We start from the raw sequence: 19,283 nt of genomic DNA on the forward strand, positions 1-19,283 counted from the left end.
TAGAGATTTATATAGGAGATAAACACGATGGCTAAACCGGATTGGGGGACGCTACAGCAACAGTTCCTCACCGAACATGCTATATCAGGAATATCCCCTAAAGAATGGTGTGAAGACCAGGGACTCAATTACGCAACTGCAAGGCGATATATTAAAAAGCCGGCTGCGCAATCTGCGCAAAAAACTGCGCACAAAAAATTGCGCACTGCGCAGACTGAAGATAGCGCAAAGTCGTTATCAAAAGACAAAGAGCTTACACAACAGCAAAAGCGGTTTGTTGTTGAATATCTGATAGATGGTAATGCAACACAAGCGGCAATAAGGGCTGGTTATAGCGATGAAAGCTATGGTCGGCAACTCCTCACGATTCCTCACGTTGCAAATGAAATTGCGCACCAACAACAACAGTCTTTATCGCGCACATTAATTAAAGCTGATGAGGTACTTGCTAAGGCATGGAGCCTTGCAACATTTGACGCGAATGAATTATCTCAATATCGGCGTGGTTGCTGTCGTCATTGCTGGGGATTCGGTTATCAGTATCAATGGCGTGACGCAGTAGAATTTGAAGAAAAACGACTTGAAGCAACTGAAAGAAAAAAGAGAGCTCCTGAAGATACGGGGGGATATGGTTACAACCACACAAAGGAGCCTAATCCCCTATGCCCACGCTGTAACGGTGAAGGTATTGGACAACCATTCTTTCCTGATACCCGAAAACTTAATGCTGATGCGGCTTTGGCGTATTCAGGCGTTAAATTGGGTAAAAATGGTGTTGAGATACTTTCAATTAATCGAGAGCGTATGTTTGATGCGGTAATGAAACGTCTAGGCCTTGCTGATAGTGAGACAGCTCAGCGTATTCTCGAAATAGAATTGGAGCGCAAGCGATTAGAGGTTGAGAAACTGCGCAAAGAGCTTGCCGATAATGCTGACGATGATAACCCAACTCCAGTAGCGATTAATATTAACGTTGTCGATGCGAGGGCGGATGATGATAGCACCGACACTTAATATCCCCCAAGCACGATTCTTGGCAATGCCTCATAAGTTTAAAGCATACGTGGCTGGGTTTGGCTCGGGTAAGACTTGGGTCGGTAGCGGTGGCATATGCAAAGGTATGTGGGAATTCCCTAAAATCAATCAGGGGTATTTTGCACCAACCTACCCACAAATACGGGATATCTTCTACCCGACGATCGAAGAAGTCGCCTTTGATTGGGGGCTTAAAGTTAATATTGTTGAAAGCAATAAAGAGGTTCATTTTTACGAGGGTAGGAAATTCAGAGGCACGGTGATTTGCCGTTCTATGGAAAAACCCGAAACTATCGTTGGTTTTAAAATAGGTAATGCTTTAATTGATGAGCTTGATGTCATGAAGTCTGACAAAGCTCAAAAGGCATGGCGAAAAATTATTGCTCGTATGCGTTATAACGTTACTGGCTTACGAAATGGTATTGATGTAACAACAACCCCTGAAGGGTTTAAGTTTGTTTATCAGCAATTCGTAAAAGAGGTGAGAGACAAACCTGAGCTAAGTACGTTGTATGGTCTTGTTCAAGCGTCTACGTTCGACAATGAAAAAAATCTACCGTCTGATTATATTCCCTCACTAATGAGTTCTTACCCGCCTGAGCTAATTAAGGCTTATTTGAGGGGGCAATTCACTAACTTAACAAGCGGTACCATTTATCACACCTTTGATAGGAAGCTGAATAACTCAGAGGAAGAAGAGCAGCCCGGAGAAACGCTTTATATCGGCATGGACTTTAACGTTGGCAAGATGGCGGGAATTGTTCATGTACTCCGTTTGGGCTTACCTCATGCTGTTACTGAAATCATTAATGCCTACGACACACCCGATATGATCCGCATCATTAAGGAACGTTTCTGGCTCTACGATGGTTCAAATTATAAAAAAGTCCGAGAGATTTATATTTATCCTGATGCCTCCGGCGATTCGCGTAAATCAAGTAATGCCAGTTCAACCGATATTGCACAACTAAGACAAGCCGGTTTTCACGTCATTGTTAACGATTCAAATCCACCAGTTAAAGATAGGATCAACTCTATGAATGCAATGTTCTGTAATGCTAATGGAGAACGCCGGTACAAGGTCAATGTTAAACGTTGTCCTATCTATACTGAATCGTTAGAGCAGCAGGTATGGGCAGATAATGGCGAGCCGGATAAAAAATCGAATAAGGATCATCCTAATGATGCAGGTGGTTATTACATCATTAAGCAATTCCCAATTGTGAAGCCAGCCTTCGATATAACCTTAGGAACAACCTTCTAATGAGTACAAACAACGTTGATTTTACTCGCCCTGAATACAAAGCGGCTGCGCCTCAATGGAAGTTAGTCCGTGATGTGTGTCGAGGTGGCGAGGATATAAACACTTATTTGCCAGAACTTGTCGAGCAGGATGATGCCCGTAAAAAGAAACGTAACAAAGACTATCAAGACAGGGCTGTGTTTTATCCCATAACGGGTAATACTCGTAACGGAATGATAGGCATGGCATTTAAAAAAGACCCCTTAGTCGCCGTTATCGAAAAGCTGTCGTGTTTAAAAGACGATGCTGACGGTGCGGGTTCAAGTATTTACCAACTGGCTCAGTCTTCACTTGAGTCAGTATTAGAAGTCGGTCGACATGGTCTGTATGTGGATTACAACAGCGATTCGAAACTCCCGTACATATTTCAATATCGTGCTGAAGACATCATTAACTGGCGTACAGCGCGTATTAATGGGCGCACGATGTTAACGCTGGTGGTATTACGTGAAACGGTGGAAGAAGAGGACGGGTTTGGTTTTAAGGATGCGGTTCAATACCGTGTATTAGCCATTGAAGACGGTCATTTCATTTGCCGTGTTTATCGCAAGGCGGTAGGGCAAAGCGTATTTCAAATCGATTCTGAGTATATGCCTGAGCGTGCAGGCAATGGTGTGTGGGAGGAAATCCCGTTTACGTTTATCGGTGCTCAGAATAATGACCACACGATAGACGAGGCACCCTTATTGGGGTTGGCAAAGATTAACCTAGGGCATTATCGAAATTCGGCTGATTATGAGGACTCTGTTTTCTTTTGTGGCCAAGTTCAGCCATACCTTGGTGGGTTAGATACCGCGTGGCGGGATCATTTAGAGAAAGCTGGGGTTATTGTGGGCTCTCGTTCACCTGTTATGCTGCCTAAAGACGGCTTTTTTGGTTACGCTCAAGCACAACCTAACATGTTGGCTAAAGAGGCGATGGACAGTAAACGTGATTACATGGTTGCGTTGGGTGCTCAATTGGTATCTGCGGATAGTAAGGTCAAAACGGTCATTCAGTCTGTCGGTGAACAGAATGCCCAAACTTCCATTCTGAGTATTTGCTGTTCAAACGTTTCCGATGCATTTAGTAAAGCGCTAATGTGGTGTGCTGAATACTTAGGTTTAGATACGACAGACATTTCGTTTGAGATTAACAAAGACCTTGTTAACCACATCGCGGACAGTGCGATGATCCGTGAAATAGTTTCCGCATGGCAATCGGGGGCAACACGTAAATCTGACTTAGTCCGTAGTTTGCAAAAATACGATGTTATCGACCCTGCTGATGATATTGAGGTGGTGGTGGATGAACTGAATACTCAGCAACCCACGATGGTAGGTGAAACGTGATATCCGTGAATAGGCAGTTAATGGATGAGTTAATTGCTCATTCACTCTTTTCAGGTCGATATTCCACCAGCGTCGCTAAACGTATGGTCAAGGTATTGAATGAGTTCGACGCTGAGCTCACAGCAACATTAATTACTGCGCTGGATGATGCTGACATTGATATCAATAGCTTTACGGTTAGGCGGTTGGAGTCATTACTGTCCAGCGTCGAGCGAATCAATCGGCAAGCGGTAGATCGTGCGTTTGCGTTCTTATCGGATGAAATGAAGGCGTATGCTTTTCATGAAGTCAGTTTTTATCCCTCCCTGTTCAATGCGCTGCTGCCTGATGCCATATTACGCCATTATCCCTTTATGGGGATCAGCGAGGAGATGTTATACGCCTCAGCGATGTCTCGACCTTTCCAAGGGAAGTTATTGTCTGAGTGGGCATCAGGGTTGGAAAAAGACCGTATGACCCGTATCAGCAACACCGTGCGTAATGGTTATCTCAATGGGGATAGCGCCGTTCAAATCGGGCGAAAAATTCGTGGTCATGCGAAGCAAAATTATAAAGACGGCGCATTACAGATGAGTCGTGCGAATGCCACCACCCTAGCCAAAACGGCTATTAACCATGTGCAAGCCACTGCACGTGAACATTTAGTGGACGCCAATAAAGACATTATTGATTGTAAACAGTGGCTTTCAACACTGGATAACAAAACCTCTCATGATTGTATTGTGCGTGACAGGCTGAAATATACTTTAAACGGTCATCCGATTGGTCATAAGGTTCCCTATAAGCGCGGCCCCGGCAAAATCCATTGGGGATGCCGCTCAACGGAAACACTCATTCTTAAATCGTGGCGTGATTTAGGTATTGATGCCGATGAAATGGACGATGGGACTCGTGCGTCAATGGATGGGCAAGTTCCCGCTAAAACGACGTATTTAGAGTGGATCCAAAGGCAGCCCGAATGGCGACAGCGACAAGTATTTGGTGAAGTACGGTTTAGGTTAATGAAAGAGGGCGGCATGACCCCTTCTGAGTTTTATACCGATAAAGGCGAATTTATTCTGTTATCTGAATTAAAAGCACTGGATGAACGCGCATTTAAAGAGGCGGGTTATAGCTAATCAATACACTATTTAACAAGGTCACTTCGGTGGCCTTTTTTAATATCTAAATTCAGCTGAGGGCTGAACTAACTCAACGCGCTAGGCGCATCAATCCCAAGGGGAATCACATGTTATTTATGAATATCGAACGCAAATACTATTCACAGGCGGGTGGTGAGGATAAAGGGGGCGGTGCGGGTGGCGCACTCGAAATCACACCTGAAATTCAAACCCTTATCGACCAGCAAGTGTCTGGACTAAAAGCCAAGAACACCGAGTTACTCGGCAAAATCAAAGAGCAGGGCGATAACCTGAAGCGTTTTGATGGTATTGACCCCGACACGGTGAAAGGGATGCTTAAACGTTTTGAAAATGACGAAGAAGCCAAACTCATTGCAGATGGCAAGATTGATGAAGTCATTAATAAGCGTACCGAGCGTATGCGGGGTGATGTTGATAAGCAATTAAAAGAGGCTAATACCCGAGTGGAAAAAGCGGAAGCCTTTGCCAATAAATTCCGCGCACGTGTGTTGGGCGATGAAATTCGTTCAGCGGCGGGTAAAGCTGGCGCATTAAGCAGTGCGCAAGAAGATTTAATTCTACGTGCCAAAGGCATTTTTCAAATCAACGACGAAGGTCAGGCCGTCGCTGTTGATGAAGATGGGGATCCAATCATGGGCAAAGATGGGCGAACTCCGCTATCCCCTATTGAATGGATTGAATCCCTGAAAGAAAGCGCACCACACTTATTCCCAGCCGCATCAGGTACAGACGCAGGGAAACATAAGCAAGGTGGCGCACACCTTAAACGTTCTCAAATGTCCGCCAGCGAAAAGGCTGAATATATTCGCCGCTATGGCCGTGACACCTATTTAAGACTTCCAAAAGAGTAAGGAAAGGCAGCAATGACAACAACAGTGAATAGTGATTTAGTGATTTATAACGATTTGGCACAAACCGCGTTCTTAGAGCGTCGCCAAGATAATTTAGCGGTATTCAACCAAGCATCGAATGGTGCCATTGTGCTAGATAACCTGTTTATTGAAGGCGATTTCCGTAAACGTGCTTTCTATCAAATCGGCGGATCCATTGAGCACCGTGATGTTAACTCAACGGAAAAAGTAGATAGTAAAAAAATTGGTGCGGGTGAATCGGTTGATGTCAAAGCACCTTGGAAATACGGTCCATATGCAACTACGGAAGAAGCATTTAAACGACGTGGTCGCGATGTCTCTGAGTTCTCAGAGCTGGTGGGCACGGATGCAGCAGATGCTTCCCTAGAGGGTTACATTAAATACTCGCTGGCGGCATTGGCAGCAGCCATTGGGAGTAACAAAGCAATGGTTGTCACGGCAGATATTGCCACCGACGGTAAGAAAACACTGACCAAAGGGTTACGCAAATACGGTGATAAATTCAACCGTGTTAATTTGTTTGTCATGCACTCAACGACCTATTTTGACATTGTTGATCAGGCCATTGATAACAAAGTCTATGAAGAAGCAGGGGTCGTTATCTATGGTGGTCAGCCCGGCACGCTGGGTAAACCTGTTCTCGTGACAGATACCGCGCCAGTGGATGCTATTTTTGGTCTTGTTCCTGGTGCGGTGACTATCACCGAATCTCAAGAGCCGACTTTCCGCTCATTTAACATTAATGATAAGGAAAACTTAGAAATTGGCTATCGTGGTGAGGGCACGGTAAATGTGGGTGTTCTAGGCTATAGCTGGGATGAAACGAAGGGTGAGAACCCTGATTTAACCAAACTTGGTACTGAAGGTAACTGGAAGAAGCATTTTAAGAGCGACAAGATGACCGCGGGTGTGATGATCAAACTGACCACTGAAGCGGGAAAGTAACTCTGTCAGCGGATAAAACGTCCGCTATCGCTGACAGTACCGATGTTGTGACCGTTACACTCAATTATACCAAGGGAAGCTCGCCAGTTGAGGGGGCTACCGTTAACTGGTTAACAACGGGGGGAAATTTGAGTGTGACATCTTCTAAGACGGGCAAAGCGGGTGGCACGACAGTGAAACTGACCTCGGATACCGACGGTAAATTCATTGTCACTGCGACAGCCGATGGCGTGACTCAGTCAACGGATGAAATTACATTTACGGCTAAGCCACCTGAAAGTGGTGAATAACTTAAAGGGGTGTAATGCCCCTTTCTTATTTTGAGGGGCTTATGATTGATTCAGATAAAACCTCCCTGACCTTTAACAGCTATGCCAGCGTCGCGGATTTAAAGTCTTATGCTTCAGCAAGGCAGTTAACGCTCCCTAATGAGGGGTTGGAAGGATTGCTCATTGTGGCCATGGATTATCTTGAATCCCAAAAGTGGTTAGGTAAGCGAACCGATGCTCATCAGCCGTTATCTTTTCCACGTACGGGATTAATTCGTGATGGTATTGCGGTTTCAAGTGAAATTATCCCCCGGCAAGTTATCCAAGCCCAATGCCGCTTAGCAATCGAATCTCAAGAGAACGACCTACAACCCACTTTAGGCGGGGAAATCATTGCGGAACGTATTGAGGGTGCAATTGATTTGAAATACGCGGAAGGCACCAATACAGGCACACCGAATTTCGCTTGGTTGAAAGGTTTGTTATCGGGCTTGATTGATATCTCTGAGGGGTTCGCCATTAATACTTTTGCAATGAGGTAGCCATGAATATCTATCAGCGTGGTCACCACACAGCGTTGCGAATGCTGAATAAATACGGTGCTTCATACCAAGTTAAACGAGATGGCAAACACTGGGTTGATGATGAGACGGGTAAAGAGCACCACGAGGCTGAAACCGAGTTTCTCGTCACAGGGGTTAAGGTGCAATACAAACCTCATGATATTGACGGGACGCTTATTCTGGCGACGGATATCAAAATGGTCTTTTCACCCGCCACAGTTATTCAGAAAGGGGATCGGGTATTCGTTGACGGCGTGTGGTTGCGTGTTCAAGAGCCTAACCCAATTAAACCTGCTGAACTCGTGATTTGCTATCAATCTCAATTGAGGGCGTGACATGTCACAATCATTTATGCGTTCAATTAACTTGTTTGTTGATAGTGCCCAAGCAGACATGGAAGCGGTTGTTAAGAAAACGGGGTTTAAAATTTTGGCTCAGCTGGTTCAAATGTCACCTGTCGGTAATCCTGAACTCTGGGAAGTCAACCAGACGGCAGTCAGTTATAACCAAGCAGTATTTGAACACAATGAAGAACTTAGGAAAGACCCTAATAACCTTACCCCGAAGAAACGCCAGTTAAAAAAGCGCGTGCGTGTCAATGACTCCATGGATATCAAAGCCCCTCCGGGTTATACCGGTGGACGTTTTCGGGGAAATTGGCAAGTGACGTTTGATACACCTGCGGACGGTGAGACAGGACGAATTGATAAATCAGGCCGCATGACCGTCTCTATGGGGAATTATGTGCTTGAGCACTTTAAGGTAGGCATGAGTGCTATCTACTTTACCAATAATGTGCCCTATGCTTACCCGTTAGAAATGGGCCATTCAAAGCAAGCCCCGAATGGCATGGTGGCTATCACTGCACAGAATGTGAGTCAGTTTTTTAGAGAGGCTATTGCTGAGGTGAAATCATGAAGCAATCCGAAATTAATCAGTCAATACGTGCGCTGGTGGCTCAAATTGCGAAGCAAGCGGGGTTAAAGGTGGCATGGCCTAATATGGCTTTTGATGAGATTAATTCCCCTTATCTGCAAATGCATATTTTGCCAGCGACAACGGAGAATATGGGGCTAGCGCTCGATATGCCGATTTTAAAAGGGGTCATTCAAATTAATATTGTGGGTAAGGTGGGGAGCGGTGATGAACAATTAAGCCTGGTTGCGGATAACATCAAAGCTCAGCTTGAAAATGGGCTCACACTGACCAAAACCCTTTATCTCAACAGTGAGCCAAATCAATTACCCCCTCTCGTGGGGGATACCCACTACACCATTCCCATACGCACATCCTATCGATGTGATTCAGTTCGATAACACCGCCAGCTGGCGGTTTTTTTATGCATAAATAAAGAGGTTCATTATGGCGGAATATAGCATTCCTAATGGTTCTACTGTTTCGGTGTCCAGTGGATATGGTGAAGCAATCGCGATTACTGCAGCATCGAATGCCAGTGAGGTTGTTCTTACTGTTGCAAGCGCGGGCGATATTAAAGCGGGTGATGTTGTGATCATCAGTGACAGCTGGAGTAATTTAAATGGCCCTAAACGGGTTAAAACGGTTGCAGCCAGCAATATCACCATTGAAGGCTTTGACAGTACGGATAAATCTAAATATCCAGCAGAAGAAGCAATAGGTACTATCAAGAAGGTCACGGGTTGGACGCAAATCAAGCGTGTGACGACGGTGGGCATTGAAGGGGGCGACCAGCAGTCCACCAGCATTCAGTTTCTTGAGGATGATCAGGCAATCAGCCTTGATACCTTTAAGAACCCGTACATCATTACTTACACATTAGCTTATAACGCCGATGCTAAACATCATGCCTTATTGCTGGATTATGATGAAAGTAAATCGCTGGTGGCTGTGCGTTTTTATAATAAACGCGCCGAGCAAGATCGCTATTATTTGGCATCGACCTCGTATAAAGAAATCCCTGATACGGCGGTGAACGAAATTGAAACAACGACTGTTCGCTTCTCTTTGCGTTCTAAACAGTCCGTCTACGCCCACGCAAAGTAATCCCGGTATCTGAGCTCACAATTGATAAACCGATTGCCACAGGTGTTGTGGGAGAGGTGATTTTACTCAACCTCACCTTAACACCTGCTAATGCATCCAATCAGAATGCGACATGGAAGAGCTCTGATACCGCAAAAGCGACTGTGAATACCGCAGGTAAAGTCACACTGAAAGCCGCGGGCAAAGTGACTATCACTGCCACTGTTGACGATGTGACAGTCAATTCAGTTATTACGATTAATGAAAAGGCGAATAATGGCTAAGTTAACCTACAACCCAACACCCACATTTGAACACACCGTGAAAATCACAACACCTGACGGTAAGCAAGGTGATTTACCGTTTGTATTCGTTCACAAAAAAATGAGTGAACTGGATGAGATGGGGAAAGCTGACGATCTAACCGATACAGGATTTTTGCTTCAAATTGCGAAAGGGTGGGGATTTAAAGATCGCGAGTTTAACCACGATAATGTGGCAGAATTTTTCGATAACTACCCGGGGGCAGCTTTCGAGATTTTTACGTCCTATCGCCAAGCGCTCTTAGGTATTCGGGAAAAAAACTCCTAGCGGTTGCGCAGGTACTTTACAGTAAGCCACTGTCAGCGATTGAATTAGATTTGCTGGGGGATCTTGATGACAATGATGTTGAGGTTACCCCAGATATTGAAGCTTCAGTCACGCTATTCCAAGCGCTATCAACACAATGGCGGGTCAGTATGGATGGTCCTACTGGGATTGATTATACCGTTATTCCCATGCTGGCCAGCGCTTACGGTATTTGTGATCTGGCAACCGTGATTAAAGATATTCAACTGATGGAGTCAAAAGCTTTAGAATTGATCCATAAAAAATAGGGCAGTAATGCCTTAAACATTATAATTGTATATGTATACAGTGTTTTGGGTGGGTTTAGGTAGGTTAGTTATGGGAGGGATTCTGTTGCAGCCAAAACCATAACATGGCAATCTCGCGGGGCGCGAATTATACGTATGATAATGTAAAATACAAGCAACGCTATTGACTTAATGTAACTTAACTTACATTATAACCAGAGGTAATACACACCGTATACCTAGATGAAGTTGATAACTCATTGGTTTATAACGAGGTTAATATGGGTCACGCACTGCAAAAGCCTAATCGCTTGAATATACCTGCTCGTGACAAAAGTAAAATTGCAGCGCCAAAAGCTGCCATGAGCGAGCAATGTTCTCACGATAATCAAGTCAAGAATGCTTTTGATTTTGGTTTCGCTCGCTATGAAAAAGCCATGGAAAAATTAGCTAAGGTATAGTGAGTGATAAGCATCACAGGGGAGTTTGTCGAAGGGATTAACTATCTATCTATTGATGACCTAATAAACATCAATAGAACATTGATAGAGTTGCAAACTCCCAATGAGCCTATCGAAGTATTGAACTTCAATAACCTTAGCTCATCCCAATCAAGACCAAGCCAAGTGAAATATTATGAGCAGACAGATGACATGTTTGTTCTTACTGCAGTATTAATTGAAAGCCTGATACAAAATCATCCTTTTGCCAATGCTAACAAACGAACAGCAATGATGGCAGGGTACGTTTTTTTATTGCTTAATGGTTATGAATTAACGGCTCCAGAGGATGAAGTGGTTGAAATGGCTCGCGGATTAGCCACTAAAGAATATTCACTTGATGAACTAGACAGTTGGCTGTGTAATTGGTCAAGAGATTTTGATTCAAGGCAACTCTGTAAAGAGCGAATAGGCATTGAATATTGCTCTATATTCAGATTCAAATTAGATTAGCCCACTTCGGTGGGTTTTTTATTGCCTAAAGTTTTATTTTGTAGTCTTTGTATAGTCTTTTTTCAAAATCCAAGAATCGGCGCTTTAGTGTCGATTTAGCTAATGTCGAAGAAAAATAGTCAAGAGGGATTAGATTCGCTGAGCCTAAGTTATCGATAATAAAAAATCTTCCATGCGGTGAGTGTCCTAATTGATAAACAATATTGTAAGTTTTTAGAGTCATCGATACGATGGATTCACTGAAAACTTTCTTTTTGAACTCACTATACGCAATTTTCATGTTGCTTTTATGTTTCAGAAAAACGCTTTTATTGCTCAGGTAATAATCTAAAGTTTGAGATGTATTCCCATTTTTATCTTTTATCAATTGAAATATATAGCCTAGGCCACGGTCTGTTTCTTGTGTTCCATAATATTGAGATACAGTGGTTACGTTTTTATTTTTTCTAGCCAATAACTTGTAATAACGGACTTCTCGTAATGTTTCTTTATCATCACGATCACTATGATGTACCTTGATACATAGGTCAGAATAATCAGGGTGTTGATAACATGCACGTTGGCGACCTGATGCAATTAGAAGGGATGGGGGAAGATAAATTCCTTTGTTAAATAGTCTGTTCATACCAATAGCCGCTTTCATAATGCGATATAGATGTTGTGTCGGTTTATATATTAATCAGATTTTGGTTAAGTAAAGCATTGTACTTACTTTTGCTATGAAATGTAAGTTCGGTGTTTGCTTCAATTTGCACTCCCGCTAAGCCAATATTACTGATACTAATTGATAGTGAAAAGTTGCTTATCTCAATGGCTTTTATTGTTTATCTATTAACATTAACCTAACATAGGGCTATCTTAAGCTAAATCTTGGACTTGCTATGAATAGATTACTAATGCTTATAGCTCTTATATGCTGTACTTTTGTTGTAAATTCTAAGCCTGTTTATACGGCTGATGAACTTCATGAAATGGTTCTTTCTGGTACTAATCCTGAGATGCTTAATCCTCGCTTAGTGTACGATTCGACAGGTATAGTCACATTCAATAAATGTGTATCTACGATGAGAAAGTTACTCAGTGATTTGGGGAGTTATCCGTCTGTAATCGAAAGAAATAGTTTTGGTGTATTTCGCGCTAAGCTTTGGGCTAGTGACGGATTGTATGAGCTTAACTGTGTTGAAGCTAATGATAGTGTTATCGCTGAACAGTATAAGTCAGAGTACAAATAGAATGGAGATTTGTTTCAATTGAATGCCCACCAGCTGGTGGAATTTATGTTTGGCTGATGCTAATTGAGTGCATGGATAACATGAAGACATTAGGTTTAGTTTTAATCATCATTGGAGTTCTATTAATGGGGATTGGAATTTGGTCTTTCAGTATTATTTTTAGAATTCGTCATAGAGAAAAGCACTTTAGAAGCCATAAAAAAAACCGATGATTGAGTTCCAACTTAGTGTTCTGCTTTTTTACTTTACTGGGAATTCACATCATACTAGATCGGTGAAAACTAAATGACGAGGCTGGGATGAAAAAACTACTACTAGGACTATTGCTTTGCTCTGTTGGGTTTGGGGCTGTTGCCGATTGGAAGTATTCTGAGAAAGTTGATGAAATGCGAGGAACTACTCAGTATTTTGCAAGCTTAGCACCAGAGAAGGATAATGAAGGTGTAGCAATAACGTTAATAGCGGAAGGCTATAACAATAAAGAAGCATATAATTTTCACTTTTCCCTAAATGGCGCTGAGTTTGATTGCAAAGTAGGGGATATCTGTTCTGGCCTAATGAAAGCTGATAACGGCGAAATTAAAGAGCTATTATTTGAGCTCGATAAAACAAACCAGCTTTTGGGATTTGTTATTGGAATGCGTAATTTTGCAACAGAATTATCTGGCGCAAAAATCCTATATATAGAGCTCCCTATTTTAGGTAAAGGCATGATGCAATTTAAGTATGAACCCAATAAACTGAAATGGTCGATGTAACAATCATCCACAGTCACATATAACCACCTTCGGGTGGTTTTTTTGTACCCGAGGAAAGTTATGACACAAGAAATAGCCAGTATTTCATTTAAGGTCAGCACTAGCGAGCTCGAAAAAGGCTCTAAAGCACTAAATGATTTACAACAAGCCGCCAGCAGAACAGACCAATCCGTAGATGAGTTAAATAGTACATTTAAACAATCTGAACCCGCACATAAAGCGGCAGCCCGTTCTATTTCCGAGTTAACCCAAAGACAAAAGGAAACTGCAGTAGCTGTTGAGGCTATGAATGCGAAGTATAAGGAAAATGCCTCATCACTACGAGACCAAATTCTATCCATAAAGAAAGCTGGTGATGCGAGTAGCCAATTTGCAGAGATCCTAAAAAGACTGAACAGCCAGTATGAAAGTGGAAGAATTAGTGGTGTACATTTTGCCATACTGGAAAATCAGATTAAAAAGGCAGTCAGAGAGACCGAAACCGGGAACACAAAAGTTGCTGACTCGTTTGCGAGGCAAATTGAAAGTATTGAAAAAGTATCGGGGTCTACAGCAAAACTGACCGCAATAAGAGAAAATCTGACCCAAGTATACCAAAAAGGCAACATTGATACCGAGCGGTATCAAGCATTACTTGAAGATATCACCAATCGTACCAATGGATTATCCGTTGCTGAAAAAGAACTTTCTGTTCTAAAGGATTCCTTCCTACGAAAAATACATGAGCAAGTTTTTCTGTATGGCGCCAGTAAAACAGAAATGTTGTCGTACAAAGCCGCTCAGATGGGGATTTCAAAAGAAGCAGCACCCATCATTACCCAAATGAAAAAGCAGGAAGAACGCACCGCAAGGCTAGCTTCTGAGCAAAAACAAGCAGCTCAAGCGGCAAGAGAGTTAGCCAGAGAGCAACAACTAGCTGCAGCGGCTGAAGCTAGGGAGGTTCAAACTAAAGAAAACTTTATTCAGGCGTTGAAAAATGAAGCGGACGCAATAGGTAAAACAAAATCTGAATTGCTACAAATGAAAGCGGCTCAATTAGGTGTGAGTCAACAGGCTGAACCGTATTTAGCGAAGTTAAAGCAGCAAGATCAGGCCTACCGCAATGGCGCTATTACATTGGGGCAGTATCGTAATGCTATGCGGCAATTACCGATGCAAATGACGGATATTGTGACGTCATTAGCTTCAGGTATGCCTATTTGGCTGGTCATGGTTCAGCAAGGCGGGCAGATTAAAGACTCCTTTGGTGGTGTTGGGAATTCATTTAAAGCGGTATTGTCATTAATTACACCAATGCGAATTGCAATGTTAGGGCTGGTGGGAGTGACTGGCTCATTAGTGAGTGCAGCTTATAAAGGCTCGAAAGAATTCACTGAGTACAATAAACAGTTTATTTTGACGGGGAGTTATGCAGGAAAAACCGCTTCGCAACTTGATTCATTGGCTAAACAGCTATCTGGTAATGGCATTACTCAATATCGTATGGCCGACGCATTAGCGAAAGTGGTGGGTTCTGGTGCATTCTCAGGAAATCAAGTTGGTATTGTTGCTGATATCTCTGCGAAGATGGAAAAAGCAGTCGGGCAGGATATTGATAAAACGATTGAGCACTTTAAACGTCTTAAAGATGATCCAGTTAAAGCGGTAACGGAGTTAAATAACTCGTTGCATTTTTTAACCGCTAAGCAGTATGAGCAAATTGCAGCGGCAGAAGCACAAGGACGTACTGAAAAAGCGGCAGAACTTGCAACGAAAGCCTATGCCGAGGCAATGAATCAACGTTCTATGTCTATCGTCGATAATCTTGGCACTTTAGAGCGTGCGTGGAATTGGATTGAGAACGCAGCGACTAAAGGCTGGGATGCGATGCTAGGGGTGGGGCGAAATCCAGGTCTTGCATTGGATAGACAGACAGCATTTGCTGAACTTCAGCAAGCCCAAAAACAGTATAATCAATTACAGAAAACTCTCGGTTATTCTAAAGGGTATGAGGGAAACAATGTAAATACAAAACAAGATGCTGAACGTTTAGCTAATGCTGAGCGTGAAGTTGAACTCAAAACACAAGCCTACGAACTTATTGACAAAGCGTGGGCAGCAGATGGGCTAAAAGTTGAGCGTGAGCGATTGGCTCGACAAGATGAAGAAAGGGCGATTAAGAACCAAGAGATTTTCAACGCTAAAGTTAAGCAAGGCCAAACAGCTGCTCAGCGTCGCAATGAGGAAGAAAAAGAGCTCAATCGATTAATTCTAGAAAATAAACGGCACGCAAAAGAAGGTCGAGCATCTCTTTTTACTCAAGAGGATATTGAGGCTGCTAGGAGGGGGATTCAGGAACGAAATAAAGACAAAAAAGTACCTAAAGGCTCATCTTTTCACCCTGATTATGGCACCCGCCACGATGAAGATCTCCAAAAGCAGCTTTTAGCACTTGAGGCACAAACAAAAGTGGCTCGTGATTTCTCACAAACAGGTGACCGCATTGTGAGTAACGAACGTAAGCAACTTATGCTTACTGAGGCCCAATTCACTATCTTGGATAGGATCGTTAAAAAAGGTGAGCGTCAATTAACGACTGATGAAAAATCACTGTTAATGAGACGTGAGTCTATTTTGTCTGGTCAGCGTGAACTTGCAGTTAAAGGTGATGCTTTAGAAAAGCAAAACCGTGAAAACAAGCTGCTTGAGGAAAGAGCCAAGCGTATTAAAGAGATTGAGAATCGTATTCAGGCTTTAAAAGGCAGCGCAGGATTAACCGATAGACAATACCAGCGTAATATTGCATTAGAAAAGGCGGATTCACCTGAGCAAAAAGCCAAGTTAGAAGAGTTTTACCGTGAGGAAGATGAACTTCGGGGAAACTGGCGTGACGGTATCAAAAAGGGCTTTGCGGAGTTTGAAGAAGACGCAACCAACACTTATGGAAAAGTCGCCCAAGCTTCGCAGTTTGCTTTTGTTGGGATGACTAATTCTCTCACGGATTGGTCTATGACAGGCAAGGCTAATTTTGGTGATTTTGGGCGTTCGTTTGCTCGGATGGTTACCGATATGCTGATAAAGGCTGCAGCACTAAAGGCGATGACAGCAGCATTTGGTGGTACTAGCTTTGGTAACTTCTTAGGTATTAAGCCGGGCTTTGCGCGTGGTGGTTTTACGGGGGCAGGTGACAAGTACGAACCTGCAGGCGTTGTCCATAAAGGTGAGTTTGTTTTCACAAAAGAAGCCACAAGTCGTTTAGGTATTACCTCATTAATGTCATTAATGAAAAGCGCTGAAAAGGGCTATGCTTCTGGTGGATACGTTGGAAACAATCATCCTATGGCGAATGTACCTGTTCAGCGTATGTATGGAATGCAAGGCGCTGGTGGCGTTAATGTTAACCTTAATCTTGGCGGTATTAATGTTGAGGCGGGGCAAGTGCAGCAACAAAATACTGTTTCTAATATTGACTTAAATTCTATTGAAAGATCCCTGACAAGTAAGCTTAAGCAGCTTTTGGTCAGTGAAGGGCAGGAAGGTGGCGATCTGTATAAAATAGTCAAAGCCATTACAGGTAACAGATATTAATCAAGGGCCACCAGCACGGTGGCTTTTTTATTGGGGCATGTGTGATGGATGAATTTAAGTGGCGAACTCAGGTTCAGGATTCACCCGTAGGTGAGTTTAGGCATCGAGTTAGAGAGGTGGTGTTTGGCGACGGGTATAAGCAGGTTGCGGGGGATGGCATTAACCCCGAATCGCAGTCATGGCCCATTACCTATACAGGGCTAAAAGTTGATGTTATTCCTATTTTAACTTTCATTCGACAACACACAACAACGTCTTTTATCTGGATATCACCCTTAGGTGAGAAAGGGCTGTATCGAGTGAAAGCTGATTCTATCTCAATGAAACCCGCTGGTGGTCGAATTATTACGATATCAGCAACATTTGAACAGGCGTTTAGTGCATGAATATCACTTCTGATGTACAAAAATTAGAGCCCGGCAACCGCATTCAATTGGTTGAAATCGATGGCAGCGAATTTGACGGTCCCATTCTTCGTTTTCATGCTTATAACTTACCACACACGGAAGCAGAGCTTGAAGCAATCACGGATGATATACGGCCCAAATCAATTTGGTGGCAAGGTAACGAATATGCGGCTTGGGCTTATGAAATTAAAGGTGTTGCCAAAAACAGTGATGGAAGTCCAACGAAACCTCTATTAAAAGTTTCAAATATTGACGGGTTGGTCTCTTCGCTTTGTTTGCAGTTTGACGATATGGCACAAGCGAAAGTAACGATTTACGAAACATTTTCGCATTATTTAGATAGTCGAAATTACGCTGAAGAAAACCCAACGGCTAACCCCGATGAGCATTTTTCACAGGTTTACTATATTGAACAAAAAACCAGTGAAGTTGCTGGGGATGCAGTTGAGTTCAGATTAGCGAGTCCGTTCGATTTGCAGGGGATGATGATACCTGTTCGGCAAATCCATAATCTCTGTTTCTGGTGTATGAAGGGGGATTACCGTAGTGGTAATGGGTGTTCCTATTCGGGTAATAAATACTTCAATGAACGGGGTGAGCCTGTCGATGATCCATCACTAGATAAATGCGGTGGGCTAATCAGTGATTGTAAAAAACGTTTTGGTGAAAATGAGCCTTTAGATTTTGGAGGGTTCCCTGCAGCAGGATTAATACGATGATCACAAAGAAATTAACCGAAGCGATATTTCAGCATGTTAAGTTGGAATATCCCAAAGAGGCCTGTGGTGTTATTTGCCAAAAAAGCCGAGTCAAAAAATACTTCCCCTGCAGTAACCTTTCCGATAATCCCAATGACCATTTTGAACTTTCACCCGAAGACTATGCCATTGCTGAAGATTGGGGGGAGCCTATTGCAATTGTGCACAGCCATTGCGGGGATGGCGCTACGACTCAACCGAGCGAAATCGATAAGTTACAGTGTGATGCCTCGGGGTTACCGTGGATTATCGCATCATGGCCAGAAGGGGATATTCGACTCATTCAGCCTCGAGTAGAACGCGAGTTGGAAGGGCGTCCATTTGTGCTGGGTCATGCAGATTGCTGGTCTTTAATTATGGACTACTACCGACAAAAACACGGTATTGAGCTACATAACTACAGCGTCGATAGGCACTGGTGGGAAGAGGGCGAAAATTTGTATATGGATAATTACCAGACAGCGGGTTTTGTTGATGTTACGGGCGATCCGAAAGAAGGCGACATGATTATCATGCAAGTACAAGCCGATGTGCCAAACCATGCAGGGGTGATAGCCGACGGCATGTTACTTCACCATCTATATGGCCAACTGAGTCGACTTGTCCACTACAGCGATTATTGGCGTGATAGGACAGTTAAAATTGTTCGGAGGAAAGAATTGGTATGAATGAGCTCAAAACTATTCGGCTGTATGGCCAACTCGGTACGTTGTTTGGACGGGAGCATAAATTAGCGATTAACTCTCCTGGTGAAGCAATCAAAGCCTTATCAGTGCTCTATGAAGGCTTTGAGCAATTCCTTGCAAATGCACACCTTAAAGGGTTGGTGTTCGCGGTATTTAAAGGTAAGCGCAATATCAGCGAAGATGAGCTGAATTTAGATACCAGCGAAGAAATTCGCATTGCACCGGTAATAAAAGGGAGTAAGCGCGGGGGATTTTTCCAAACAGTACTGGGTATCGCTATGATTGGGCTTGCGGTCTGGAACCCTGCATTTTTAGCTATGTCAGCTACCACCAATAGCGCTTTAATGCTAGGTGGAGCTGCAATGGCAATTGGCGGTGTCGTTCAGATGCTGTCCCCACAACCGCGTGGTTTATCTATACGCCAAGACGCGGATAATAAACCATCGTATGCCTTTGGTGGCGCAGTCAATACCACAGCCCAAGGCAATCCAGTACCGTTATTTTATGGGCTAGACCGACGCGAAATCGGTGGCGCAATTATCTCTGCAGGAATATACACCGAAGATCAGCAATAAACTACATCAACTTTCTATGTTAAATAGCG

The 19,283-nt window shown here is 43.3% G+C and carries 25 protein-coding genes; 24 read left to right on the forward strand and 1 reads right to left on the reverse strand.

Annotated elements, in window-relative coordinates:
* Positions 1-27 precede the first annotated feature (27 nt).
* The 17 genes from FVA69_RS08785 (at position 28) to FVA69_RS08865 (ending at position 11,271) form a co-directional block, all read left to right on the forward strand.
* Complete coding sequence (locus FVA69_RS08785) at positions 28-1,014, forward strand: terminase small subunit (RefSeq protein ID WP_164528710.1); 987 nt, start codon at positions 28-30, stop codon at positions 1,012-1,014.
* Complete coding sequence (locus FVA69_RS08790; RefSeq protein WP_164528711.1) at positions 992-2,299, forward strand: terminase large subunit domain-containing protein; 1,308 nt, start codon at positions 992-994, stop codon at positions 2,297-2,299. Before FVA69_RS08785 ends, FVA69_RS08790 begins: the two co-directional genes overlap by 23 nt.
* Positions 2,299-3,669 (forward strand): DUF4055 domain-containing protein, encoded by a 1,371-nt coding sequence (locus tag FVA69_RS08795; RefSeq protein WP_164528712.1) that lies wholly within the window; start codon positions 2,299-2,301, stop codon positions 3,667-3,669. The genes FVA69_RS08790 and FVA69_RS08795 overlap by 1 nt, the downstream gene beginning before the upstream one ends.
* Positions 3,666-4,787: a hypothetical protein gene (locus tag FVA69_RS08800; RefSeq protein ID WP_164528713.1), complete on the forward strand. Its 1,122-nt coding sequence runs from the start codon at positions 3,666-3,668 to the stop codon at positions 4,785-4,787. Before FVA69_RS08795 ends, FVA69_RS08800 begins: the two co-directional genes overlap by 4 nt.
* 110 nt (positions 4,788-4,897) lie before the next feature.
* The gene (locus FVA69_RS08805) at positions 4,898-5,662 is read left to right on the forward strand and encodes a hypothetical protein (protein ID WP_164528714.1); all 765 of its coding nucleotides are present in this window, start codon (positions 4,898-4,900) and stop codon (positions 5,660-5,662) included.
* 12 nt (positions 5,663-5,674) lie between these two features.
* On the forward strand, positions 5,675-6,628 hold the full coding sequence (locus tag FVA69_RS08810; RefSeq protein ID WP_164528715.1) for a major capsid protein: 954 nt from the start codon (positions 5,675-5,677) through the stop codon (positions 6,626-6,628).
* Between the two features lie 47 nt (positions 6,629-6,675).
* Complete coding sequence (locus FVA69_RS08815; protein ID WP_238789299.1) at positions 6,676-6,918, forward strand: Ig-like domain-containing protein; 243 nt, start codon at positions 6,676-6,678, stop codon at positions 6,916-6,918.
* A 41-nt stretch (positions 6,919-6,959) separates the two neighbouring features.
* Complete coding sequence (locus FVA69_RS08820) at positions 6,960-7,439, forward strand: DnaT-like ssDNA-binding protein (RefSeq protein WP_164528716.1); 480 nt, start codon at positions 6,960-6,962, stop codon at positions 7,437-7,439.
* Positions 7,440-7,441: 2 nt separating this feature from the next.
* The gene (locus tag FVA69_RS08825; RefSeq protein WP_164528717.1) at positions 7,442-7,795 is read left to right on the forward strand and encodes a hypothetical protein; all 354 of its coding nucleotides are present in this window, start codon (positions 7,442-7,444) and stop codon (positions 7,793-7,795) included.
* Position 7,796: 1 nt separating this feature from the next.
* A complete protein-coding gene (locus FVA69_RS08830; protein WP_164528718.1) occupies positions 7,797-8,378 on the forward strand; it encodes a hypothetical protein in 582 nt (193 codons plus the stop codon).
* Positions 8,375-8,776 (forward strand): phage tail terminator-like protein, encoded by a 402-nt coding sequence (locus FVA69_RS08835; protein ID WP_164528719.1) that lies wholly within the window; start codon positions 8,375-8,377, stop codon positions 8,774-8,776. The genes FVA69_RS08830 and FVA69_RS08835 overlap by 4 nt, the downstream gene beginning before the upstream one ends.
* A gap of 46 nt (positions 8,777-8,822) precedes the next feature.
* Positions 8,823-9,482 (forward strand): phage tail tube protein, encoded by a 660-nt coding sequence (locus tag FVA69_RS08840; protein WP_164528720.1) that lies wholly within the window; start codon positions 8,823-8,825, stop codon positions 9,480-9,482.
* A 56-nt stretch (positions 9,483-9,538) separates the two neighbouring features.
* The gene (locus FVA69_RS08845; RefSeq protein ID WP_238789300.1) at positions 9,539-9,745 is read left to right on the forward strand and encodes an Ig-like domain-containing protein; all 207 of its coding nucleotides are present in this window, start codon (positions 9,539-9,541) and stop codon (positions 9,743-9,745) included.
* Positions 9,738-10,052 carry a phage tail assembly chaperone gene (locus FVA69_RS08850; RefSeq protein ID WP_164528721.1) on the forward strand — a complete coding sequence of 105 codons (315 nt, stop codon included), beginning with the start codon at positions 9,738-9,740 and terminating at the stop codon, positions 10,050-10,052. Before FVA69_RS08845 ends, FVA69_RS08850 begins: the two co-directional genes overlap by 8 nt.
* A 50-nt stretch (positions 10,053-10,102) precedes the next feature.
* Positions 10,103-10,339: a DUF1799 domain-containing protein gene (locus FVA69_RS08855; RefSeq protein ID WP_154623732.1), complete on the forward strand. Its 237-nt coding sequence runs from the start codon at positions 10,103-10,105 to the stop codon at positions 10,337-10,339.
* A 260-nt stretch (positions 10,340-10,599) separates the two neighbouring features.
* Complete coding sequence (locus FVA69_RS08860) at positions 10,600-10,779, forward strand: hypothetical protein (protein ID WP_042847844.1); 180 nt, start codon at positions 10,600-10,602, stop codon at positions 10,777-10,779.
* A gap of 12 nt (positions 10,780-10,791) precedes the next feature.
* Positions 10,792-11,271 (forward strand): type II toxin-antitoxin system death-on-curing family toxin, encoded by a 480-nt coding sequence (locus tag FVA69_RS08865; protein ID WP_042848061.1) that lies wholly within the window; start codon positions 10,792-10,794, stop codon positions 11,269-11,271.
* Positions 11,272-11,296: 25 nt separating this feature from the next.
* Here FVA69_RS08865 and FVA69_RS08870 read toward each other — a convergent pair whose 3' ends face one another.
* Entirely contained in the window at positions 11,297-11,896 is a 600-nt protein-coding gene (locus tag FVA69_RS08870) for a YrbL family protein (RefSeq protein WP_164528722.1), read from the reverse strand.
* 256 nt (positions 11,897-12,152) lie between these two features.
* Here FVA69_RS08870 and FVA69_RS08875 point away from each other — a divergent pair, with 256 nt between their 5' ends.
* The 7 genes from FVA69_RS08875 (at position 12,153) to FVA69_RS08905 (ending at position 19,254) form a co-directional block, all read left to right on the forward strand.
* Positions 12,153-12,503, forward strand: coding sequence for a hypothetical protein (locus tag FVA69_RS08875; RefSeq protein ID WP_164528723.1), 351 nt, complete (start codon positions 12,153-12,155; stop codon positions 12,501-12,503).
* 299 nt (positions 12,504-12,802) lie between these two features.
* Positions 12,803-13,261, forward strand: coding sequence for a hypothetical protein (locus FVA69_RS08880; RefSeq protein WP_164528724.1), 459 nt, complete (start codon positions 12,803-12,805; stop codon positions 13,259-13,261).
* 60 nt (positions 13,262-13,321) lie between these two features.
* Positions 13,322-16,828 carry a phage tail tape measure protein gene (locus FVA69_RS08885; protein ID WP_164528725.1) on the forward strand — a complete coding sequence of 1,169 codons (3,507 nt, stop codon included), beginning with the start codon at positions 13,322-13,324 and terminating at the stop codon, positions 16,826-16,828.
* A gap of 44 nt (positions 16,829-16,872) precedes the next feature.
* On the forward strand, positions 16,873-17,214 hold the full coding sequence (locus tag FVA69_RS08890) for a phage tail protein (RefSeq protein WP_164528726.1): 342 nt from the start codon (positions 16,873-16,875) through the stop codon (positions 17,212-17,214).
* The gene (locus tag FVA69_RS08895; RefSeq protein WP_164528727.1) at positions 17,211-17,954 is read left to right on the forward strand and encodes a phage minor tail protein L; all 744 of its coding nucleotides are present in this window, start codon (positions 17,211-17,213) and stop codon (positions 17,952-17,954) included. The genes FVA69_RS08890 and FVA69_RS08895 overlap by 4 nt, the downstream gene beginning before the upstream one ends.
* On the forward strand, positions 17,951-18,661 hold the full coding sequence (locus FVA69_RS08900) for a C40 family peptidase (protein ID WP_164528728.1): 711 nt from the start codon (positions 17,951-17,953) through the stop codon (positions 18,659-18,661). Before FVA69_RS08895 ends, FVA69_RS08900 begins: the two co-directional genes overlap by 4 nt.
* Positions 18,658-19,254, forward strand: a complete 597-nt coding sequence (locus FVA69_RS08905) for a tail assembly protein (RefSeq protein ID WP_164528729.1) — start codon at positions 18,658-18,660, stop codon at positions 19,252-19,254. The genes FVA69_RS08900 and FVA69_RS08905 overlap by 4 nt, the downstream gene beginning before the upstream one ends.
* The last annotated feature ends 29 nt before the right edge of the window (positions 19,255-19,283 follow it).

The sequence above is a fragment of the Providencia sp. PROV004 genome, assembly GCF_011045615.1.
Taxonomy (GTDB): Bacteria; Pseudomonadota; Gammaproteobacteria; order Enterobacterales; family Enterobacteriaceae; genus Providencia; species Providencia rettgeri.